The sequence below is a fragment of the Micromonospora arida genome (assembly GCF_042873195.1).
In the GTDB taxonomy this organism is placed as follows: domain Bacteria; phylum Actinomycetota; class Actinomycetes; order Mycobacteriales; family Micromonosporaceae; genus Micromonospora; species Micromonospora arida.
This window is the reverse complement of sequence record NZ_JBIALC010000001.1, coordinates 885809-903377: the sequence shown is the minus strand read 5'-3', so window position 1 is coordinate 903377 and position 17569 is coordinate 885809. Positions and strand designations below refer to the sequence as shown.

Sequence of the window (17569 nt, the reverse complement as noted above, 5' to 3'; positions counted from 1 at the left end):
GCTGGGTAAAACATGGTCGCATGTAAGCATGTGGATCCCGTCGCGCCGTCCAGGTCCACCCGGCCCACCGCCGACGATCCGCTTTTCCGGAAGCGGCGGCGGTGGTTGTGACAGAACCAAGACAATTCGAGGACGGGGTACGGACCTGCCGGGGCAAGCATGGTCGCCATGTCCATCGGATCGTTGTACTCCGTCGGGCGGCCGACGCCCGGTCCGGCGCGACCGCTGCCCCACGCCCGCGCGGCGGTGCCACTGGGGCTTCGACTGCTCGCGGCGGCGCTGTCCGGTCTGGTTGCCCTGACCCTCACCGCCGCCGTGTTCGTGCGGACGTACCCCGGGCAGTGGCTGGACGGGGTGCTCGTACCGCGCGCCGAGCGGGGCGGAGGGTACGAGCAGCAGACCGTGCTGGTGGGCCCGGCCAAGACCGTGCTGGCCACCTTCGGCAGCCCGAGCCTCATCGCGGCCCTGCTCGGTGTGGTGCTGCTGGTGGGTGTGCTCCGCCGGCGGCTGGTGGCGGGGGTCGTCGGTGTGGGCATGGTCGTCTGCGCGGTGCTGCTGGCCGGCGCGGTGAAATCGGAGCTGCCCCGCCCGGATCTACAGATCCTGAGCTCCACCACCCACAACAGCTTCCCCAGCGGCCATGTCGCCGCGGCGACCGCCCTGCTGCTGGCGTTCATGCTGGTCCTGCCCGGCTGGGCCCGGCGCTGGCTGGCGGCGCCGGGCGCGGTGGGTGTCTCGGTGATCGCCTCCGCCACGATGATCGCGGGCTGGCACCGGTGCAGCGACGTGCTCGGTGGGGTTCTGCTGGGGGTGACCCTGTTCTGCCTGGCCGCGGCTGGGTTGGCGGCCTGGTCCGACGACCGCGACCCGGCCGGCGGTTCGGGCGGCGGCAGCCTCTGGCGCAGGCTGGCCGAGGCGGGGGTCGGGCTGGTCGTGCTGGTCTGGGCGCTGCTGGTGGTCGTGCCCGGTCTGGCCGCGTCCGTGCAGCGCGGCTTGTTGATGGCCATCGTGGCCGCTTCCGCGTCGACGATGTTCCTGGTGGGCGCGGTGGTGTTCCTGGTGCGTGCGACGGATTTCGCGGTGCCGCTCTCCCCACGCAGCCCCGCGCAGTCACCGCCGACGACCGAGACCCGAAAGATCTCATGATGGGATACTTGCCGACATGTCCCAGGTGCTGTTGATCGAGGATCACCAGACGGTGCGCGACGGACTGCAGTTGGCGCTCACCCGACAGGGTCACACCGTGCATGCCGTGGGCACCGGTGAGCAGGGGTTGGAGCGGCTGCGCACGACCCCGTCCGACGTCGTGGTCCTCGATCTCATGCTGCCCGGGATGGACGGGTTCGAGGTCTGCCGCCGGATCCGGCAGCTCGGCGACCTCCCGATCATCATGCTCACCGCCCGCAACGACGACATGGACGTGGTAGCGGGCCTGGAGGCCGGCGCCGACGACTACGTGGTCAAGCCCGTGCAGGCCCGGGTGCTGGAAGCGCGCATCCGCGCGGTGCTGCGACGGACCGGTGGCGACTCGCGGCGCGGCGGCGACCGGGCCGGCCTGGAGCAGCACGGCGCGTTGACCATCGACCGGGCCGCGCTGGTGGTCAGCAAGGACGGAACGCCGGTCAGCCTCGCCCCGACGGAACTGCGGCTGCTGCTCGAACTCTCGCACACGCCGGGCCAGGTGCTCAGCCGTCAGCAGCTGCTGGAGGCCGTGTGGGAGCACGGCTATCTCGGGGACTCGCGACTCGTGGACGCGTGCGTCCAGCGAGTGCGCGCCAAGATCGAGGCCGACTCGTCGGCACCGGTCTACATCCAGACCGTGCGTGGTTTCGGATACCGGTTCGGGCCGCTGTGACACCGTGGCGCCGGGTCGGCGCGTGGGTCTCGGGCCTACGGGTCCGGCTCGTCCTGGCGTTCGCGCTGCTGGGCGTGACCACGACGGTGGCGGTGGCCAGTGGCAGCTACTTCCAGGCTCGGAACGTCATCCTGCAGCAGGCGCAGGACGCCGCGGTGATGTCACTGACCGACCAGCTCACCAAGCTCTACCCGATCGCCCAGCTTCCGCCGACCCAGGACGACCTCGAACTGTTGGCCCAGCGCCTCAGCGACCGGGAGGGCTTCGCGGTGGTCGTCTACCGGGACATGCGGGCACAGGGCGCCTCCGAATTCACCGACCCGCTCACCCCGGAGCTGCGGCAGAAGGTCCGTGACGGTCGCATCGCCTGGCAGCGGGTCTCACTCGCCGGACAGCCCGCGCTGCTCATCGGTACCCAGTTGGCGCTGGACCGCCCGGACGGCACGTCCCGCCCGTCCGGGGTGGAGGTCTACTCGGTGCGCAGTCTCGTGCCCGAGCAACAGAGCATCGACCAGCTCGCCACCAGGGCGTGGCTGACCGGCGGGCTGTCCCTGGTCCTCGCCGTCCTGCTGGCCCTGCTGTCCGCCCGCGGCGTCCTGCGACCCGTCCGCGACCTCAGCCGGGCGGCGCGCCGCCTCGGTGAGGGCGACCTGAGCACCCGGTTGACGGTCCGGGGCGCCGACGAGCTGGCGGATGTGGCACGGACCTTCAACGACACCGCGGGCACGTTGGAGCGGCAGGTCGGCGAGCTGCGGCGGTTGGAATCCGACGCCCGCCGCTTCGTGGCCGACGTCTCGCACGAACTCCGGACACCGCTGGCCGCGATGACTGCGGTCACCGACGTGCTCGACGAGGAGGCGGAACACCTGCCCGGGGACGCGGGCCGGGCCGCCCGGCTGGTCAGCCAGGAGACGCAGAACCTCACCCAGCTGGTCAACGACCTCATCGAGATCAGCAGGTTCGACTCCGGCACGGCACGGCTCGCCCTGGACGACGTGGACGTGGCCGCGGCGGTGACCGCGACCCTGCGGATCCGTGGCTGGCTGGACCGGGTACGAACGGAGTTGCCACCCGGCGTCGTGGCCCGACTCGACCCCCGCCGACTGGACGTCATCGTCGCCAACCTGGTCGGCAACGCCTTCCGGCACGGTGCCGAGCCGGTGTCGGTGCGCCTCAGCGCCGACCCGGACTGGGTCACCATCGAGGTGGCCGACCGGGGGCCCGGACTGGCCCCGGAGGTGTTGCCGCACGTCTTCGACCGCCTCTACAAGGCCGACACCGCGCGAACCCGCTCCGAGGGCAGCGGCCTCGGTCTCGCCATCTCCTGGGAGAACGCGCGCCTGCACCGCCACGGCGAGCGACGGGGGAGCCTCGTCGCCGGCAACGGCACCCACGGCGGCGCCGTTTTCACCCTCCGCCTGCCCCGCGAAACCGCGGACACCGGAGGTACCCGGTGACCGGCCGACGGACGGGCCGCGCGCTGTTCGCCAGCGGGCTACTTCTGACGCTGCTCGCGGCGGGCTGTGGGGTACGACCCAGCGCGGTCATCACCGGTCGCCCGCCGATCAGCGGCCCCGCCCAGGGCACCTGGGTCTATCTTCTCGCGCAGGGCGAACTGGTGCTGGTCCTCCGCCCGGTCAACACGGACCCGTCTCCCGCCGCCGCGCTCTCGCTGCTCGCGGCCGGTCCGCAGGAGAACGAACGCGCCCAGGGTTTCACCAGCGAGGTTCCGGCCGGCCTCGACCCGGTCACGGTGACGACGGGAGCCGATCGGTCCGGTGACCTCACGGTGCGGACGAACATCGCCGCGCAGGCGTTGTCAGCGCACGCGGCCGACCAGATCATCTGCACGACGGTCGCCGCCGCGGCGCAGGTCAGCGCGGCGAACACCGCCACCACCGTCACCATCGTCGGGTCGGACGGCACCCGAGGGCCTCGGGCGTGCCCGATCAGGTGACCGGGCACCGACCGCCGACTCACACCAGGTGGTCGACCGCTCGGGCCGGCCGGGGCAACCCGCTGTGGTGGCCGTGGTCCTGGTCGGCCAGCGCGCCGGCGATCAGGATGTCGATCAGGGCGGCGAAGCCGATGCCGGCCTGCTGCCAGATCTGCGGGAACTGGGACGCGGCGGTGAAGCCGGGGAACGTGTTGACCTCGTTCACGATGGGCTCGGGCGACCCTTCGGTGGGCAGGAAGAAGTCGACCCGCAGCAGCCCACGGCAGTCGAGGGCCTGGAAGGCGCGGATCGCACGGTCCTGAAGCACCTCGGTGGTCGCCGCGTCGAGCGGGGCGGGAATCTGGAAGATCGCCCCGCCGTCGTACTTCGCGTCGTAGTCGAAGAAGCCGGCGCCGGTCACCCGGATCTCCAGCGGCGGGCCGGCCTGCACCCGGCCGTCCGGGTGCTGGAGGACGGCCACGTCGATCTCGCGTCCCCGCGCTCCCTGCTCGACGAGCACCTTCGGGTCGACCTGGCGGGCCTGCTCCAGCGCGGCGGGAACTCCCGCCCAGTCGTCCACCCTGACGACGCCCAGGCTCGACCCGGCACGGGCCGGCTTGACAAAGACCGGCAGTTCCAGCCGGCGCTGGTCCTCGGGCGACAGGGCCTCGCCGGGACGCAGGGTCACCCCCGGGCTGACCCGCAGGCCCTCCGCTGCGAGGAGCCGCTTCGTGACCCCCTTGTCCATGCCGGCGGCGCTGGCGAAGACGCCGTTGCCGACGTACGGCACGCCGAGCCATTCCAGCAGCGACGACACGGTGCCGTCCTCGCCGTACGGGCCGTGCAGGGCCGGGAACACCACGTCCTGGGCGCGCAGGACGCGCAACGCCGCAGGCAGGGGCGTCGGTCGGCCGCCGACGTGCCAGCCGCCGTCGCGGTCGATGAGCACCTCGGTGACCTGGTACCGCTCACGGTCCAGGTGGGCGAGGATGCTCGCCGCCGAGCGGCAGGACACGTCGTGCTCGCCGCTCTGCCCGCCGTACAGCACTGCAAGTCGGGTTGTCATGAGTTCCGTGCCCTTCCGTGGAGGTGCTCGCGGGCCACCCGGGCCCCGATGCCGGTCAAGATCTCGTGGGGGTTGGTGTCGGCCCAGCGGGCCCACTCGATGACCGTCGGAGGGTGCTGGTCACCCTCGGCCGGGCCGAACACCACGACCGGGTCGCCGATCGTCACGGGAAGATCCCCGGCGTCGACCACGCACTGGTCCATGGCGATGCGCCCGACGATCGGGCACCGCCGGCCGGCGAGCCACACCGAGGCGCGGCCCCCCGCGGCCCGGGGCAGCCCGTCGGCGTAGCCGAGGGGCAGCAGCGCCAGCGTGGTCGGTGTGCCGGTCACGTGCTCGGGCCCGTAGGAGACGCCCGTGCCGGCCGGCACCCGCTTGACGTTGACCACACTCGTCCGCAGGGTCATCGCGGGGTGCAGCCCGAACTCGCCCGGACCGCTCACGCCGAACGGGTCCACGCCGTAGAGGGCGATCCCGATCCGGCAGAGGTCGAAGCGGGTCCGGGGTGCGGAGAGCGCGGCCGCCGAGTTGGCCAGGTGGACGAGATCGGGGTCCAGGCCAGCCGACCGTGCGGTCCGCAGCGCCTCCTCGAAGATCGCCACCTGACGGGTGAGCGCGGGGGCGCCCGGCAGGTCGGCGTCTGCGAGATGGGACCACACCCCGCGCACCCGGATCCCGCCCTCTCGTTCGTACTTGCGGGCCCAACCGACCAACTCGGGCCAGTCGGCCCCGGCGGCCCCGTTGCGGGACAACCCGGTGTCCGCCTTGAGCTGCACCATTGCCGGCGCGCCGAGCAGACGGGCCGCGTCGGCGACGGCGTGCAGGTGCGTCGTCGTGGACACGCCGACGTCGACGCCACTCTTGATCAACATACCGAAGTCGTCATTCGGGCCGTGCAGCCAGCTCAAGGTGGGCGCGGTCACACCCGCGTCGCGCAGTGTCAGCGCCTCGGCCGTTGAGGTCACTCCCAGCCAGGAGGCGCCGGCGCGCAACGCCGCTCGGGCCACCTTCACTGCGCCGTGGCCGAACCCGTCGGCCTTCACCACTGCCATCAGTCCGGTGCCGGTGACCGACGCGATCGTCCGCACGTTGCTGGTGATCGCGTCCAGGTCGATCAGGGCTTCGGCGAGGGCGCTCATCCGGCCGCCTCCACCCGGCGCGTGCCGGGCAGCGCGAACAGCCAGCCCGCGCGAACCGCCAGCAGCCCGCGGTGGACGGCCAGGCTCAGACCGATCACCAGCCCGCTCAGCAGAATCGGATAACCGAGCACGATCAGGCCCTGAACGGACCCACCCAGCCCGGAAACCGGTACGCGCAACAACCGGTGCAGCAGGGCCAGGACCGGCATGTGAATGACGTAGATCGGCAGGGTGATGCGGCCGAGCCTAGCCAGCGGTCTGCTGAGCGCCGACCACAGCGACATCCGGGCAGCGGCGGTTATGCCGAAGATCACTGCCACCACGGAGACCGCCGGCCACACCCCGAACCACTGCTGGGCGCCGGCCACGGCCATCGCGGCGAGCGCCAGGACGTACCCACCCGAGGTCAGCAACAGCCGGCGGCGGCTGGCGGTGGCGGCCCACCGCTGGATCTGCGGCCGCAGATACAGGCCGGCGAGGAAGAAGACCAGGTTCTGGTAGAGGCCGGCGCGGTTGCCCGGGGTGTCGAGCAGGCCGGCGGCGGCGACGGCGGACAGCGCGGCGGCGGGGACCAGGACCAGGGCCCGGGGCAGCCGGCGGGCCAACTTGGCGATCGTGAAGTACAGCGCCAGGGCGTACAGGTACCAGAGGTTGGACGGTGTGATGGTGAGCTGCTCCAGCAGGCCAAGTGCCGAAGTGGCGCGGTCGGTCGGCAGTTCCGGCGCAGCCGCGAGGACCGCGGTGTGGATCAGCAGCCAGACGGCGTACAGGTAGAGGAACCCGGCGATCCGGCTGCGGGCGACGACCCGCCACGGCCGCTGGGCGGCGTTCGCCGCGAAGACGCCCGAGATGGTGAAGAACAGCGGCATCCGCAGCGGGAGGAACTGCTCACCCAGCGTTCCCCAGAGGCCCGGCACCGGTACGCCGATGTGCCAGTCGATCTGGAGGTAGTCCTTCACGACGACGTGCCACAGGACGACGAGGATGATGCAGACGCCCTTCGCGGCATCCGCCCACTGCGCCCGGTGCGATCCGGCGGCGGGTGCGGGTGCGGAGGCAGGGGCGGGTCCGGTCCGTTGGCGGTGGCGGAACCGGACGCGCGTCGCGTCGGGCTCCAGCTCGGCGGGCCGGGATTCGGTCAGCTGTCGGATCACTCACCGAAAGCTGCCAGCTGGATATCCGCACGTGATCTACGAATTGTCATGAACCGGTAATGGACGCCGGACCCGATTCGTAGGGGGTTCCGAGCCGCCCTCGGCGGACGCCGGGCGGCACTAGGCTCGTTGCGGAGGTGCCGAACATGAAGCTCGGGCTGCACTACTGGAACTACTCGACCCCGGCCGACCCGGCCGCGATCGCACCGACCCTGGCGCAGACGGCGACAGTCGCCGAGCAGGCCGGCGTCGCGTCGTTCACGGTGATGGACCACTTCTTCCAGATGGACGCGGTGTTCGCGGCCGAGGAGCCGATGCTGGAGGCGTACACCACGTTGGGCTACGTCGCGGCCATGACCCAGCGGATGACGCTGGGCGTGCTGGTCACCGGCGTGATGTACCGCTATCCGGGGTTGCTCGCCAAGACCGTGACGACCCTCGACGTGCTCTCCGGAGGCCGGGCGCGCCTCGGCATCGGCGCCTCCTGGTACGAGCGGGAGCAGCTCGGGCTGGGCGTGCCGGTCGTCCCGGTGGCCGAGCGGTTCGAGCGGTTGGAGGAGACGCTGCGCATCTGCCTCCAGATGTGGAGCGCCGACGACGGCCCGTTCAACGGGCAGCACTACCAGCTCGCCGAGACCATCAACTCGCCGCAGCCGTTGAGCCGCCCGCGCCCGCCCATCATGATCGGTGGCGGCGGCGAGAAGAAGACCCTGCTGCTGGTGGCCCGGTACGCGGACGCCTGCAACCTGTTCGGCCGTGGCGGCATCGACGCAAGCTGGATGTGTTGCGCGGGCACTGCGCTGCCGAGGGCCGCGACTACGACACCATCGAGAAGACGGTGGTCGCCTCCCATGCGCCGCTGGACGACACCGACGCGTTTCTCGCCGAGGTGTCCGAGTACGCAGCGCTCGGTGTGAGCGAGGTGCAGGTGACGCCGGATCGGGACCCGATCGAGTTCGCCCGGCGGCTCGGTGACGAGGTGCTGCCTCGGTTGACTGACATCGGCTGATTCCGCAAAGACGTTCCACGAGAGGGCTGGGCTCCCGCGTGACGGGGGAGACCAGCCCTCTCGGACGGTGCGGTCAGGGTCAGGCGACCGCGGCGGGGAACCGTTCCCACACGCGGTGTGCGGCCATCAACTGCTGCACCGCGGTCAGGGCCTCGGCGCCGGAGCCCGCCGCCACGACGCCGGGGGTGCCGGCGACGCCGGCCTGCTCCAGCACCGTGACACCGGTGCCCCAGGCGCCGATCGCCTTGGCGTGCCGCCAGCACTCCTCGACCAGCAGCAGCACGCGGGGATCGACGGTGGTCGGGTCGGGCCTGCCCGCCTTGGCGTCCCGGGCGGGCAGCGCGTCCGGGGCGGGTGCCGGCGCTCCGGCCAGCAGGATCACGTCGAACTCGACCGACCGGCCGGTGGCGAAGGTGCGCTGCACCGGCAGGTCACCCACCATGCCGCCGTGCGGTGCGATCAGCAGCGGCACCATGCCGGCGTCGAACACGGCCCGGCGGACCTCGTCGACGCCGTCCAGGTCACCGGCGGGGTCGACGACGATCCCGACGGTCCGGCCGTCACTCGGCCACTCCCGACCGATCTGCGACAGCGCCGGGCTGGGCGTGACGTCGGGGAGCGGCACGGTCGGCTGCGGCGCGGGCAGGCCCAGGCCGGTGGCGACCTGCTCGCACAGCACCGGGTCGATGTTGGCGAGGCTCTGCAGCTGACGCTCCTTGATCGCCTGGTGGTAGCACTTGCCCAGCTCGAAGGTGTACGCCCGGATGATGTGTTCCTTCTCGACCGGCGACATGCTCAGCCAGAACAGGCGGACCTGGCTGTAGTGGTCGTCGAACGAGGCCGGGTTCGCGCGTACCTTCGGTGCCTGCGCGACAGTGACCGGCACGTCGACGAAGGCGTGCTCGGCGTCCCCGGCGGGGAACGGGTTGCCGCCGTCGAGCGAGTTCGGTCGGTACGGCGCGACGCCGGCGTGCACGGCGTGCTGGTGGAAGCCGTCACGCAGCATGTCGTTCACGGCGGCGTGCGGACGGTTGATCGGGATCTGCGTGAAGTTCGGCCCGCCCAGCCGGGTGAGCTGCGTGTCGAGGTACGAGAAGAGCCGGCCCTGCAACAACGGGTCGTTGGTGACGTCGATGCCCGGAGGCAGGTGACCCAGGTGGAAGGCGACCTGTTCGGTCTCGGCGAAGAAGTTCGTCGGGGTCCGGTTGAGCACCAGCCGCCCGATGGGCTGCACCTCGGCCAGCTCCTCCGGCACGATCTTCGTCGGGTCGAGCAGGTCGATCCCGGCGAAGGTCTCCTCGGGAGTGTCCGGGAAGACCTGGATGCCCAGCTCCCACTCGGGGTACGCGCCGGCCTCGATGGCGTCGTAGAGGTCGCGGCGGTGGAAGTCCGGGTCCATGCCGCCGAGCAACTGCGCCTCCTCCCAGGTCAGCGAGTGCACGCCCAGCTTCGGCTTCCAGTGGAACTTGGCCAGCACCGTCTCACCGGCCTCGTTGACGAGGCGGAAGGTGTGCACGCCGAAGCCCTCCATCGTCCGGTACGAACGCGGAATGCCCCGGTCGGACATGTTCCAGATGGTGTGGTGCTGTGCCTCGGTGTGCAGCGACACGAAGTCCCAGAAGGTGTCGTGGGCGCTCTGCGCCTGCGGGATCTCCCGGTCGGGGTGCGGCTTGCCGGCGTGGATGATGTCCGGGAACTTGATCGCGTCCTGGATGAAGAAGACCGGCATGTTGTTGCCGACCAGGTCGAAGGTGCCCTCGTCGGTGTAGAACTTCGTGGCGAAGCCACGGGTGTCGCGGACCGTGTCGGCCGAACCCCGCGAACCGAGCACGGTGGAGAATCGGACGAAGACCTCGGTCTCACGCCCCTTCTTGAGGAAGCCGGCCCTGGTGACCGCCTCGGCGGTGCCGTACGCGGTGAACACACCGTGCGCACCGGCGCCCCGGGCGTGCACCACGCGCTCCGGAATGCGTTCGTGGTCGAAGTGCGTGATCTTCTCGCGTAGGTGGTGGTCCTGGAGGAGCACCGGGCCGCGCGGGCCGGCCTTGAGCGAGTGGTCGGTGTCGCGCAGCCGTGCCCCGTTCGCGGTCGTGAGGTAGGCACCCTGCTGACCGTTCGCGATCGTCGGCGCACCGGTCTCCGCGCCGGTCGGCGTGCGCGTCTGCGGTGCCCCCTGTTCCGACTTCGGCGGCAGCGGGTCGTGTGGCGTCGTCGGCTCCTCGAGCGGCGGTGGCGCGCTCCCCGGCGCACCGGGGACGTCCGGGGTGAGGGCGTCTGCGATCTTTCCTGAGGCGGTCTTCACGACGTTCTTGACCGCCTCGGCGGGCTTGCTGGAATCCACTGAATGAACCTCTCCATGGCGCGTGTGCGGGCCGGCGCCTGCCCTGCTACCCCTGGTCAGAGGGTCGAAACACAACTCGCGCCGGCATCCTGCGCCGGGACTGGTGATTTCGCCGATGCCGGGATCGGCCCGGCAGCCAAAACTGACACACGTCGATATCCCTCGACTTTAGGGAGTGCCCGACGTGTCCTCACCTACCACCACCCGTCCCCGTTCCGTCGCAGCCCGTGCCACCCGGCTAGCGCTGGCCGCCGTCCTGGCCGCCGGCGGCGTCCTGGCCGGATCGCCCGGCGCCGCCCAGGCCGCCGGTCCGTACGAGCGGGGCCCCGCCCCGACCACGGCGATCCTGGAGGCCAGCCGTGGCCCGTTCACGACGTCCTCGCAGAGCGTGTCCTCGCTGAGCGTCACCGGCTTCGGCGGCGGCGTCATCTACTACCCGACCAGCACCAGCGAGGGCACCTTCGGTGCCATCGCCATCTCGCCCGGTTACACCGCCGCCTGGTCCAGCATCAGCTGGCTCGGGCCACGCATCGCCTCGCACGGTTTCGTGGTGATCGGCATCGAGACCAACAGCCGGCTCGACCAGCCGGACAGCCGCGGCCGGCAGCTCCTCGCCGCGCTGGACTACCTCACCGAGCGCAGCTCGGTGCGCACCCGGATCGACAGCAGTCGACTCGCGGTGGCCGGTCACTCCATGGGTGGCGGGGGCAGCCTGGAGGCGGCCTCGTCGCGGCCGTCGTTGCAGGCCGCGGTGCCGCTGGCACCGTGGAACCTGGACAAGAGCTGGTCCGAACTGCGGGTGCCCACGCTGATCGTCGGTGGCGAGAGCGACAGCGTCGCGCCGGTCTCGTCGCACTCGGTGCCCTTCTACAACAGCATCCCGGCCTCCGCCGAGAAGGCGTACCTGGAGCTGAACGGGGCGAGTCACTTCTTCCCGCAGACCACGAACACGCCGACCGCTCGGCAGATGGTGGCCTGGCTGAAGCGGTTCGTCGATGACGACACCCGCTACGAGCAGTTCCTCTGCCCCGGCCCGAGCGGCTCGCAGATCCAGGAGTACCGCAACACCTGTCCCAGCGCCTGACGGCGGTCACGGGGCGGTCGCCGCTGGCGGCCGCCCCGTCCACGTGCGTGAAGGGGGCATTGAAGGTCTTGACGCCAAACCCGAGAAACGTACACTGCGAGTGTAAATAAACACCCGCCACGACAGAGGGATGGGTGATGGAGCGCGGCCTCGAACTGCACCACATCGGCGTCCGTTTCGGCGGCCTCACCGCCCTCGACGACGTGTCCCTGCGGGTGCCACCCAACCGGGTGGTGGGCGTCATCGGGCCCAACGGCGCCGGCAAGACCACGCTGTTCAACGTCATCTGCGGCTTCGTCGCACCGGAGACGGGTTCACTCACCCTCGACGGCCGGCCGCTGCGGCCACGGCCGCACCGGCTGACCCGGCTCGGCATCGCCCGGACCTTGCAGGGCACCGGGCTCTTCGCCGGGCTGAGCGTGCTGGAGAACGTGATGACCGGCGCTTCGCACACCGCCCGCGCCGGCTTCGTCCCGGCGCTGCTCGGGCTGCCGGCCAGCGACCGCGACGAGCGCCGGCTCCGCGGGGACGCCCTGGCCATCCTCGACGAGCTGGGCATCGCCGGGCACGCCGAGGCCGCGCCGACCACCCTGCCCTTCGCCGTACGCCAGCGGGTCGCCCTGGCCCGCGCGCTCGCCGCCCGGCCCCGGCTGCTCCTGCTCGACGAGCCGGCCGGTGGCCTCGGGGCGGACGACATCGCCGAGCTGGCGGAGCTGGTCCGGCAACTGCCCCGACGGGAGACCGACCCCTGCGCCGTGCTCCTGGTCGAGCACCACATGGACCTGGTGATGGCCGTCTGCGACGAGCTCGTGGTCCTCGACTTCGGCCGGGTCATCGCCGCCGGCACCCCGGACGAGATCCGCGACGACCCCGCGGTCACCGACGCGTACCTCGGTGCCACCGTCGAGGAGGCCTCCCAATGACCGCTACCGACCTGCTCGTCGTGCGGGGGCTGGTCGCCGGTTACGGTGCCGCGCCCGTGTTGCGGGCCATCGACCTCACCGTCCCGGCCGGCACCATCGCCGCGGTCGTCGGCGCCAACGGCGCCGGCAAGACCACTCTCCTGCGCGCGCTCTCCGGCATGATCCGCCCGGCCGCAGGCCAGGTCCTGCTGGCCGGGGAGGACCTTCGCGGTACGCCGGTGGAGCAGCTCGTCCGACGCGGCATGGCGCACGTCCCGGAGGGCCGGGGCGTGATCAGCGAGCTGACCGTCGACGAGAACCTGCGGCTGGGCGGGCTGTGGCGACGCGACCGGACCGACGCCGGGCGGGCCCTCGACGAGGTCTACCAGCTCTTCGAGCCGCTGGCCCGACGCCGTCGGCACCTCGGTCACCAGCTCTCCGGCGGCGAGCGGCAGATGCTCGCGCTCGGTCGGGCCCTGGTCGGCCGACCGCGTCTGCTGCTGCTGGACGAGCCGTCGCTCGGCCTGGCGCCACGGGTGGTCGCCCGGACCATGGCCCTGCTCCGCCAACTGCGCGACAGCACCGGGCTGACCGTCCTGCTGGTCGAGCAGAACGTGCGCAGCGCGCTCGCCGTCGCCGACCAGGGCGTCGTGATGTCCCTCGGTCGGGTGGTGATCGCCGCCCCGGCGGTGCAGCTACGCGACGACGTCGACCTGCGCCACGCCTACCTCGGTTTCTGACCACCACCTCGTCCCCCGGAGGGAGAACTGTTGGACCGCTTCGTCTTCCTCACCGTCGACGGCCTGTCCCGGGGCGCGGTGTACGCCGCGTTCGCACTGGCCCTGGTGCTCATCTGGCGGGCGGCGCGGGTCGTCAACTTCGCCCAGGGAGCGATGGCCGTCGCCGCCGCGTACGTCGCCTACACCGTCAGCACCGCGACCGGTTCCTACTGGCTGGGCTTCGTTGTCGCGATCGTCGCCGGTCTGCTGCTCGGTGCGCTGGTGGACCGCGTGGTGATGCGCCACGTCGATCACGCGTCACCGCTCAACCCGGTGATCGTCGCGCTCGGGCTGGTGCTGCTGATCCAGGCCGTGCTCGGCATGGTGTACGGCAGCGAGTTCCGCCCCGCCGAGGCCCCGTTCAGCCGCTCCGCCCTCACCGTGGGCGGGGTCGCCGTGCTGTCCCCGTACGACCTGTTCGTCTTCGCCACGATCGGCGTGGTGGTCAGTGGGCTGGCCTGGATGTTCGCGCGTACCCAGGTGGGGTTGCGGATGCGCGCGGCGGCCTTCGCTCCGGAGGTCTCCCGGCTGCTCGGGGTCAACGTCGGTGGGATGCTGACCCTCGGTTGGGCGCTCGCCTCCGGGGTGGGCGCGTTGGCCGCCATGCTGGTCCTGCCGACCGAGCTGGGCCTGCACCCGCACGCGATGGACCTGGTGTTCGTCTCGGCGTTCACCGCGGCGGTGGTCGGCGGGTTGGACAGTCCACCGGGGGCGGTGGTCGGTGGTCTGGTGGTGGGGCTGTTGCTCTCCTACGTGAGCGGCTACGCCGGCAGTGACCTGACCCCGCTCGCGGTGCTGGTCCTGCTGCTGGCGGTGCTGCTGGTCCGGCCCGGTGGGCTGTTCGCCCCGGTCGCGGCGAGGCGGGTGTGAGCGCCACGAGGGCGGCCCTGCCGCCGAAGGAGCAGCTCGACGACCCGGGCGGCCGGCCGGTCGACCGGCGACGCGGCTCCACCCTGCTGCGTCACCTCGCGGTGGTGCTGGCCGCCGGGTTGCTGCTGGTGGCGGTCAGCTACTCCGTCGAGCCGTTCCGCAACTTCCAGCTCGCCACGGTGGCCGCCTACCTCTGCGCGACCGCCGGGCTGACCGTCCTCACCGGGCTCAACGGTCAACTGTCGCTCGGGCACGGCGCGCTGATGGCCACCGGGGCGTACACCGTGGCGCTGTGCCAGACCGCGTTCGCCGACCGGGGGATGACCGGCGGCTGGCTGTTGCCGCTGTCGCTGGGTGCGGCGATCGTCAGCACGGTCGCGGTCGGCGCGGTGGTCGGTGTGGCCGCGGCACGACTGCGCGGCCCTTATCTGGCCGGGGTCACCCTCGCGGTTGCCGTGGTGGTGCCGGCGCTGGCGGTCACCTTCGACGGCGTGTTCAACGGCGAGCAGGGGCTGTCGGTGCCGGTGGAGCCGCCGCCGCTGTCGCTCGGCCCGTACTTCCCCTACGAGCGGTGGCAGCTCTGGGTCACCGGCGCGGCCACCCTGCTCGCGTTGCTGCTGTTGGCGAACCTGATCCGCAGCCGGTACGGGCGTACCTTCCGGGCCGTCCGCGACGACGAGGTGGCGGCCCGCCTCGCCGGCATCCACGTGGCCCGCACCCAGGTCCTCGCGTTCGTGGTCAGCGCTGCCACCGCCGGGCTCGGCGGTGCGCTGCTGGCGGTGCTGGCGCAGAGCGTCTCACCCGGGGCGTTCTCGCTGACCCTGTCGCTGTTCCTGCTGATGGCCGTCGTGATCGGTGGTCTGGGTCGACTGACCGGCGCGCTGTGGGGGGCCGTCCTGCTGGTTGCCCTGCCCGATCTGACCCACTCGGTGACCGAGATGCTCACGCTCTCGCCCGCGGTGGCGCAGCGGCTGGAGGGCAACCTTCCCCTGGCGATCTTCGGACTCACCCTGATCGTCGTCATGATCGCCGCCCCCGGCGGTGTGCAGGGTCTGCTGTCGCGTCTCGGCCGGTCGCTGCTGGCCAGGCGGCCGACCCGGCGTTCCTGAGCTGTCCTCGGTCCGGCCTCGGCCGGGCGCCCCACCACCACACCGTTCCCACAGACAACCGGACCGAGAAAGGTCGGTGTTTCCCATGCACCGTAAAGCGCATCGCGGCCTCGCGATCGCCAGCACCCTTGCCCTGCTCATCACCGCAGCCGGCTGTAGCGGCGACGACGGCCCCGGCTCCGGCGGAGCGTCGGTGCCGGGCGTCACCGACACCGAGATCGTCGTCGGCACCCACATGCCGCTGACCGGTCCGGCCTCGGCCGGCTACTCGAAGATCGCTCCGGCGACGAAGGCGTACTTCGACTACGTCAACGCCAACGGGGGAGTGCACGGCCGCAAGATCACCTACAAGATCATGGACGACGGCTACAACCCGGCGAACACCCAGCAGGTGGTCCGTCAGTTGGTCCTCCAGGACAAGGTCTTCGCCGTTCTCAATGGTCTGGGCACGCCGACGCACACCGGTGTGCTCGACTTCCTCAAGAGCAACCGGGTGCCGGATCTGTTCGTCGCCTCCGGCAGCCGCAGCTGGGACCAGCCGGACAAGTATCCGGGCACGTTCGGGTTCAACCCGGACTACACGGTCGAGGGCAAGATCCTCGCCAACTACGCGAAGACGAACCTGGCCGGCCAGAAGGTCTGCTTCCTCGGTCAGGACGACGACTTCGGCCGGGACAGCCTGGCCGGCGTGGAGAAGGTGCTCGGCGCCACGGCCGTGGCGGTCAAGCAGACGTACGTCACCAGCAACACCAACGTGGCGCCGCAGATCGGCGCGTTCAAGGCGGCCGGTTGCCAGGTCGTCGTGCTCGCCACAGTGCCCGGCTTCACCGCGCTCTCCGTCGGCACGGCGGCCCGGTTGGGCTTCAAGCCGCAGTGGCTGGTCTCCAACGTCGGCGCCGACCACCCGACCCTGGCCAAGCAGCTCGGCGCCGCCGCGCCGCTGCTGGAGGGCATGGTCGGCACCAACTACCTGCCGATGCAGAACGAGACCGCGAACCCGTGGATCCAGCTCTTCACGAAGGTCAACAAGGAGCACAACGGGGACGCGCCCTTCGACGGCAACACCGTGTACGGCATGTCGGTCGGCTACCTCTTCGTGCAGGTGCTGCTCGCCGCAGGCAAGGACCTCACCCGGGAGAAGGTGCTGGACGCCGTGCAGAAGGGCGGCTACCAGGGCCCCGGGCTGGTGCCGCTGCGCTTCTCGGCTAAGGACCACTCCGGGTACGGCGGCCAGCGGTTGAGCCGGGTGAGCGGGGGAGTGCAGAGCTACTTCGGGCCGGCGTACGAGACGGACGAGGCGGACGGGGCGGTCAACGAGTACACCGCCACCCCGGCCGCGCCGCCGGCGAACGGGGTGCCGACCGCCTCCTGAGGCCCCGCAGCTCCGACGTCCGACCGGGCGCGGTCCCGCCTGACCACGCCCGGTCGGACGGCTGCGCGCATGCTGCCGGCGCGGCCTGCCGGCCGATCGTCGGAGGCGTTGACCGATACCGATCGACGCTCCTACTATCTGCACCGTGAATGCATATTCGGGCCGACTCGCGGGCCGGGTCGCCATCGTCACCGGCGCCAGTCGCGGAATCGGTCTGGCCATCGCCCAGCGACTCGTCGCCGAAGGCGCGCGGGTGGGCCTGACCGCCCGCCGCCCCGAGGGGCTGGCCGAGGCGGTCGCCACCCTGGGAGGTCCGGCACACGCCCTTGCGGTGCCGGGCCGGGCCGACGATCCCGAGCATCGGGCCGCCGCGGTGAGCCAGGTCAGCGCGGTGTTCGGGCCGGTGGACCTGCTGGTCAACAACACCGGCATCAACCCGGTGCACGGCCCGCTGGTCGAGCTGGACCTGGCCGCGGCACGCAAGATCCTCGACGTGAACGTGGTCGCCGCGCTCGGCTGGGTGCAGGAGGTCTGCGCCGCCGGCATGAGCGAGCGCGGTGGCTGCGTCGTCAACGTCTCGTCGATCGCCGGGCTCGGCCCGTCGCCCGGCATCGGCTGCTACGGGGTCAGCAAGGCCGCGCTCAACCACCTCACCGCCAGCCTCGCCGTGGAGCTGGGGCCGACGGTCCGGGTCAACGCGGTCGCCCCCGGCGTGGTGAAGACCCGCTTCGCCGCCGCCCTCTACGACGGGCGGGAGGCCGAGGTCGCCGCGCGGTACCCGCTCGGGCGCCTCGGTCTGCCGTCGGACGTGGCGGGCGCGGTCGCCTTCCTGGCCTCCGACGACGCCAGTTGGATCACCGGGCAGACCATTGTCTGCGACGGCGGCGTCTCGCTGACCGGCCGGGCCGGATGACGGCGTCGGCGGAGCGTCCGGAGCCGCTGATCAACGGCTG

At 71.6% G+C, this 17569-nt stretch carries 16 protein-coding genes; 12 read left to right on the top strand and 4 right to left on the bottom strand.

Annotated features, from left to right (window positions below; all coding sequences use genetic code 11):
* The first annotated feature begins 168 nt into the window (after positions 1 to 168).
* The 4 genes from ACFYP0_RS04335 to ACFYP0_RS04320 are packed head-to-tail and all read left to right on the top strand — an operon-like array spanning position 169 to position 3812.
* Entirely contained in the window at positions 169 to 1146 is a 978-nt protein-coding gene (locus tag ACFYP0_RS04335) for a phosphatase PAP2 family protein (RefSeq protein ID WP_386994319.1), read from the top strand.
* A gap of 16 nt (positions 1147 to 1162) precedes the next feature.
* Positions 1163 to 1855: a response regulator transcription factor gene (locus ACFYP0_RS04330; protein WP_091399198.1), complete on the top strand. Its 693-nt coding sequence runs from the start codon at positions 1163 to 1165 to the stop codon at positions 1853 to 1855.
* Positions 1852 to 3312: an ATP-binding protein gene (locus ACFYP0_RS04325; protein ID WP_386994317.1), complete on the top strand. Its 1461-nt coding sequence runs from the start codon at positions 1852 to 1854 to the stop codon at positions 3310 to 3312. Before ACFYP0_RS04330 ends, ACFYP0_RS04325 begins: the two co-directional genes overlap by 4 nt.
* Positions 3309 to 3812 carry a hypothetical protein gene (locus ACFYP0_RS04320; RefSeq protein ID WP_386994314.1) on the top strand — a complete coding sequence of 168 codons (504 nt, stop codon included), beginning with the start codon at positions 3309 to 3311 and terminating at the stop codon, positions 3810 to 3812. The genes ACFYP0_RS04325 and ACFYP0_RS04320 overlap by 4 nt, the downstream gene beginning before the upstream one ends.
* 19 nt (positions 3813 to 3831) lie before the next feature.
* On the opposite strand, the gene ACFYP0_RS04315 is transcribed toward ACFYP0_RS04320, so the two are convergent.
* Genes ACFYP0_RS04315 through ACFYP0_RS04305 form a run of 3 tightly spaced genes read right to left on the bottom strand, consistent with a single transcriptional unit; the run spans position 3832 to position 7150 of the window.
* A complete protein-coding gene (locus ACFYP0_RS04315) occupies positions 3832 to 4857 on the bottom strand; it encodes a D-alanine--D-alanine ligase family protein (RefSeq protein WP_355500250.1) in 1026 nt (341 codons plus the stop codon).
* Entirely contained in the window at positions 4854 to 5996 is a 1143-nt protein-coding gene (gene alr / locus ACFYP0_RS04310) for an alanine racemase (RefSeq protein ID WP_386994312.1), read from the bottom strand. The genes ACFYP0_RS04315 and alr overlap by 4 nt, the downstream gene beginning before the upstream one ends.
* Positions 5993 to 7150: an acyltransferase family protein gene (locus ACFYP0_RS04305; RefSeq protein WP_386994309.1), complete on the bottom strand. Its 1158-nt coding sequence runs from the start codon at positions 7148 to 7150 to the stop codon at positions 5993 to 5995. The genes alr and ACFYP0_RS04305 overlap by 4 nt, the downstream gene beginning before the upstream one ends.
* A gap of 146 nt (positions 7151 to 7296) precedes the next feature.
* Here ACFYP0_RS04305 and ACFYP0_RS04300 point away from each other — a divergent pair, with 146 nt between their 5' ends.
* A complete protein-coding gene (locus tag ACFYP0_RS04300; RefSeq protein ID WP_386994307.1) occupies positions 7297 to 8067 on the top strand; it encodes an LLM class F420-dependent oxidoreductase in 771 nt (256 codons plus the stop codon).
* Between the two features lie 171 nt (positions 8068 to 8238).
* Here ACFYP0_RS04300 and ACFYP0_RS04295 read toward each other — a convergent pair whose 3' ends face one another.
* Complete coding sequence (locus ACFYP0_RS04295) at positions 8239 to 10500, bottom strand: catalase (RefSeq protein WP_386994305.1); 2262 nt, start codon at positions 10498 to 10500, stop codon at positions 8239 to 8241.
* Positions 10501 to 10684: 184 nt separating this feature from the next.
* On the opposite strand from ACFYP0_RS04295, the gene ACFYP0_RS04290 reads away from it, so the two are divergent.
* The 7 genes from ACFYP0_RS04290 to ACFYP0_RS04260 all read left to right on the top strand — a co-directional run bounded on the left by ACFYP0_RS04290 (position 10685) and on the right by ACFYP0_RS04260 (position 17529).
* Entirely contained in the window at positions 10685 to 11584 is a 900-nt protein-coding gene (locus tag ACFYP0_RS04290) for an alpha/beta hydrolase family protein (RefSeq protein ID WP_356975235.1), read from the top strand.
* 137 nt (positions 11585 to 11721) lie between these two features.
* A complete protein-coding gene (locus tag ACFYP0_RS04285) occupies positions 11722 to 12507 on the top strand; it encodes an ABC transporter ATP-binding protein (protein WP_356975237.1) in 786 nt (261 codons plus the stop codon).
* Entirely contained in the window at positions 12504 to 13226 is a 723-nt protein-coding gene (locus ACFYP0_RS04280) for an ABC transporter ATP-binding protein (protein ID WP_356975239.1), read from the top strand. Before ACFYP0_RS04285 ends, ACFYP0_RS04280 begins: the two co-directional genes overlap by 4 nt.
* Positions 13227 to 13256: 30 nt before the next feature.
* Positions 13257 to 14135 carry a branched-chain amino acid ABC transporter permease gene (locus tag ACFYP0_RS04275; protein ID WP_356975242.1) on the top strand — a complete coding sequence of 293 codons (879 nt, stop codon included), beginning with the start codon at positions 13257 to 13259 and terminating at the stop codon, positions 14133 to 14135.
* A complete protein-coding gene (locus ACFYP0_RS04270) occupies positions 14132 to 15244 on the top strand; it encodes a branched-chain amino acid ABC transporter permease (protein ID WP_124860332.1) in 1113 nt (370 codons plus the stop codon). The genes ACFYP0_RS04275 and ACFYP0_RS04270 overlap by 4 nt, the downstream gene beginning before the upstream one ends.
* A gap of 85 nt (positions 15245 to 15329) precedes the next feature.
* Positions 15330 to 16616 (top strand): ABC transporter substrate-binding protein, encoded by a 1287-nt coding sequence (locus tag ACFYP0_RS04265; protein WP_355500232.1) that lies wholly within the window; start codon positions 15330 to 15332, stop codon positions 16614 to 16616.
* Between the two features lie 145 nt (positions 16617 to 16761).
* Positions 16762 to 17529, top strand: coding sequence for an SDR family oxidoreductase (locus tag ACFYP0_RS04260; protein ID WP_355500229.1), 768 nt, complete (start codon positions 16762 to 16764; stop codon positions 17527 to 17529).
* Positions 17530 to 17569 lie beyond the last annotated feature (40 nt).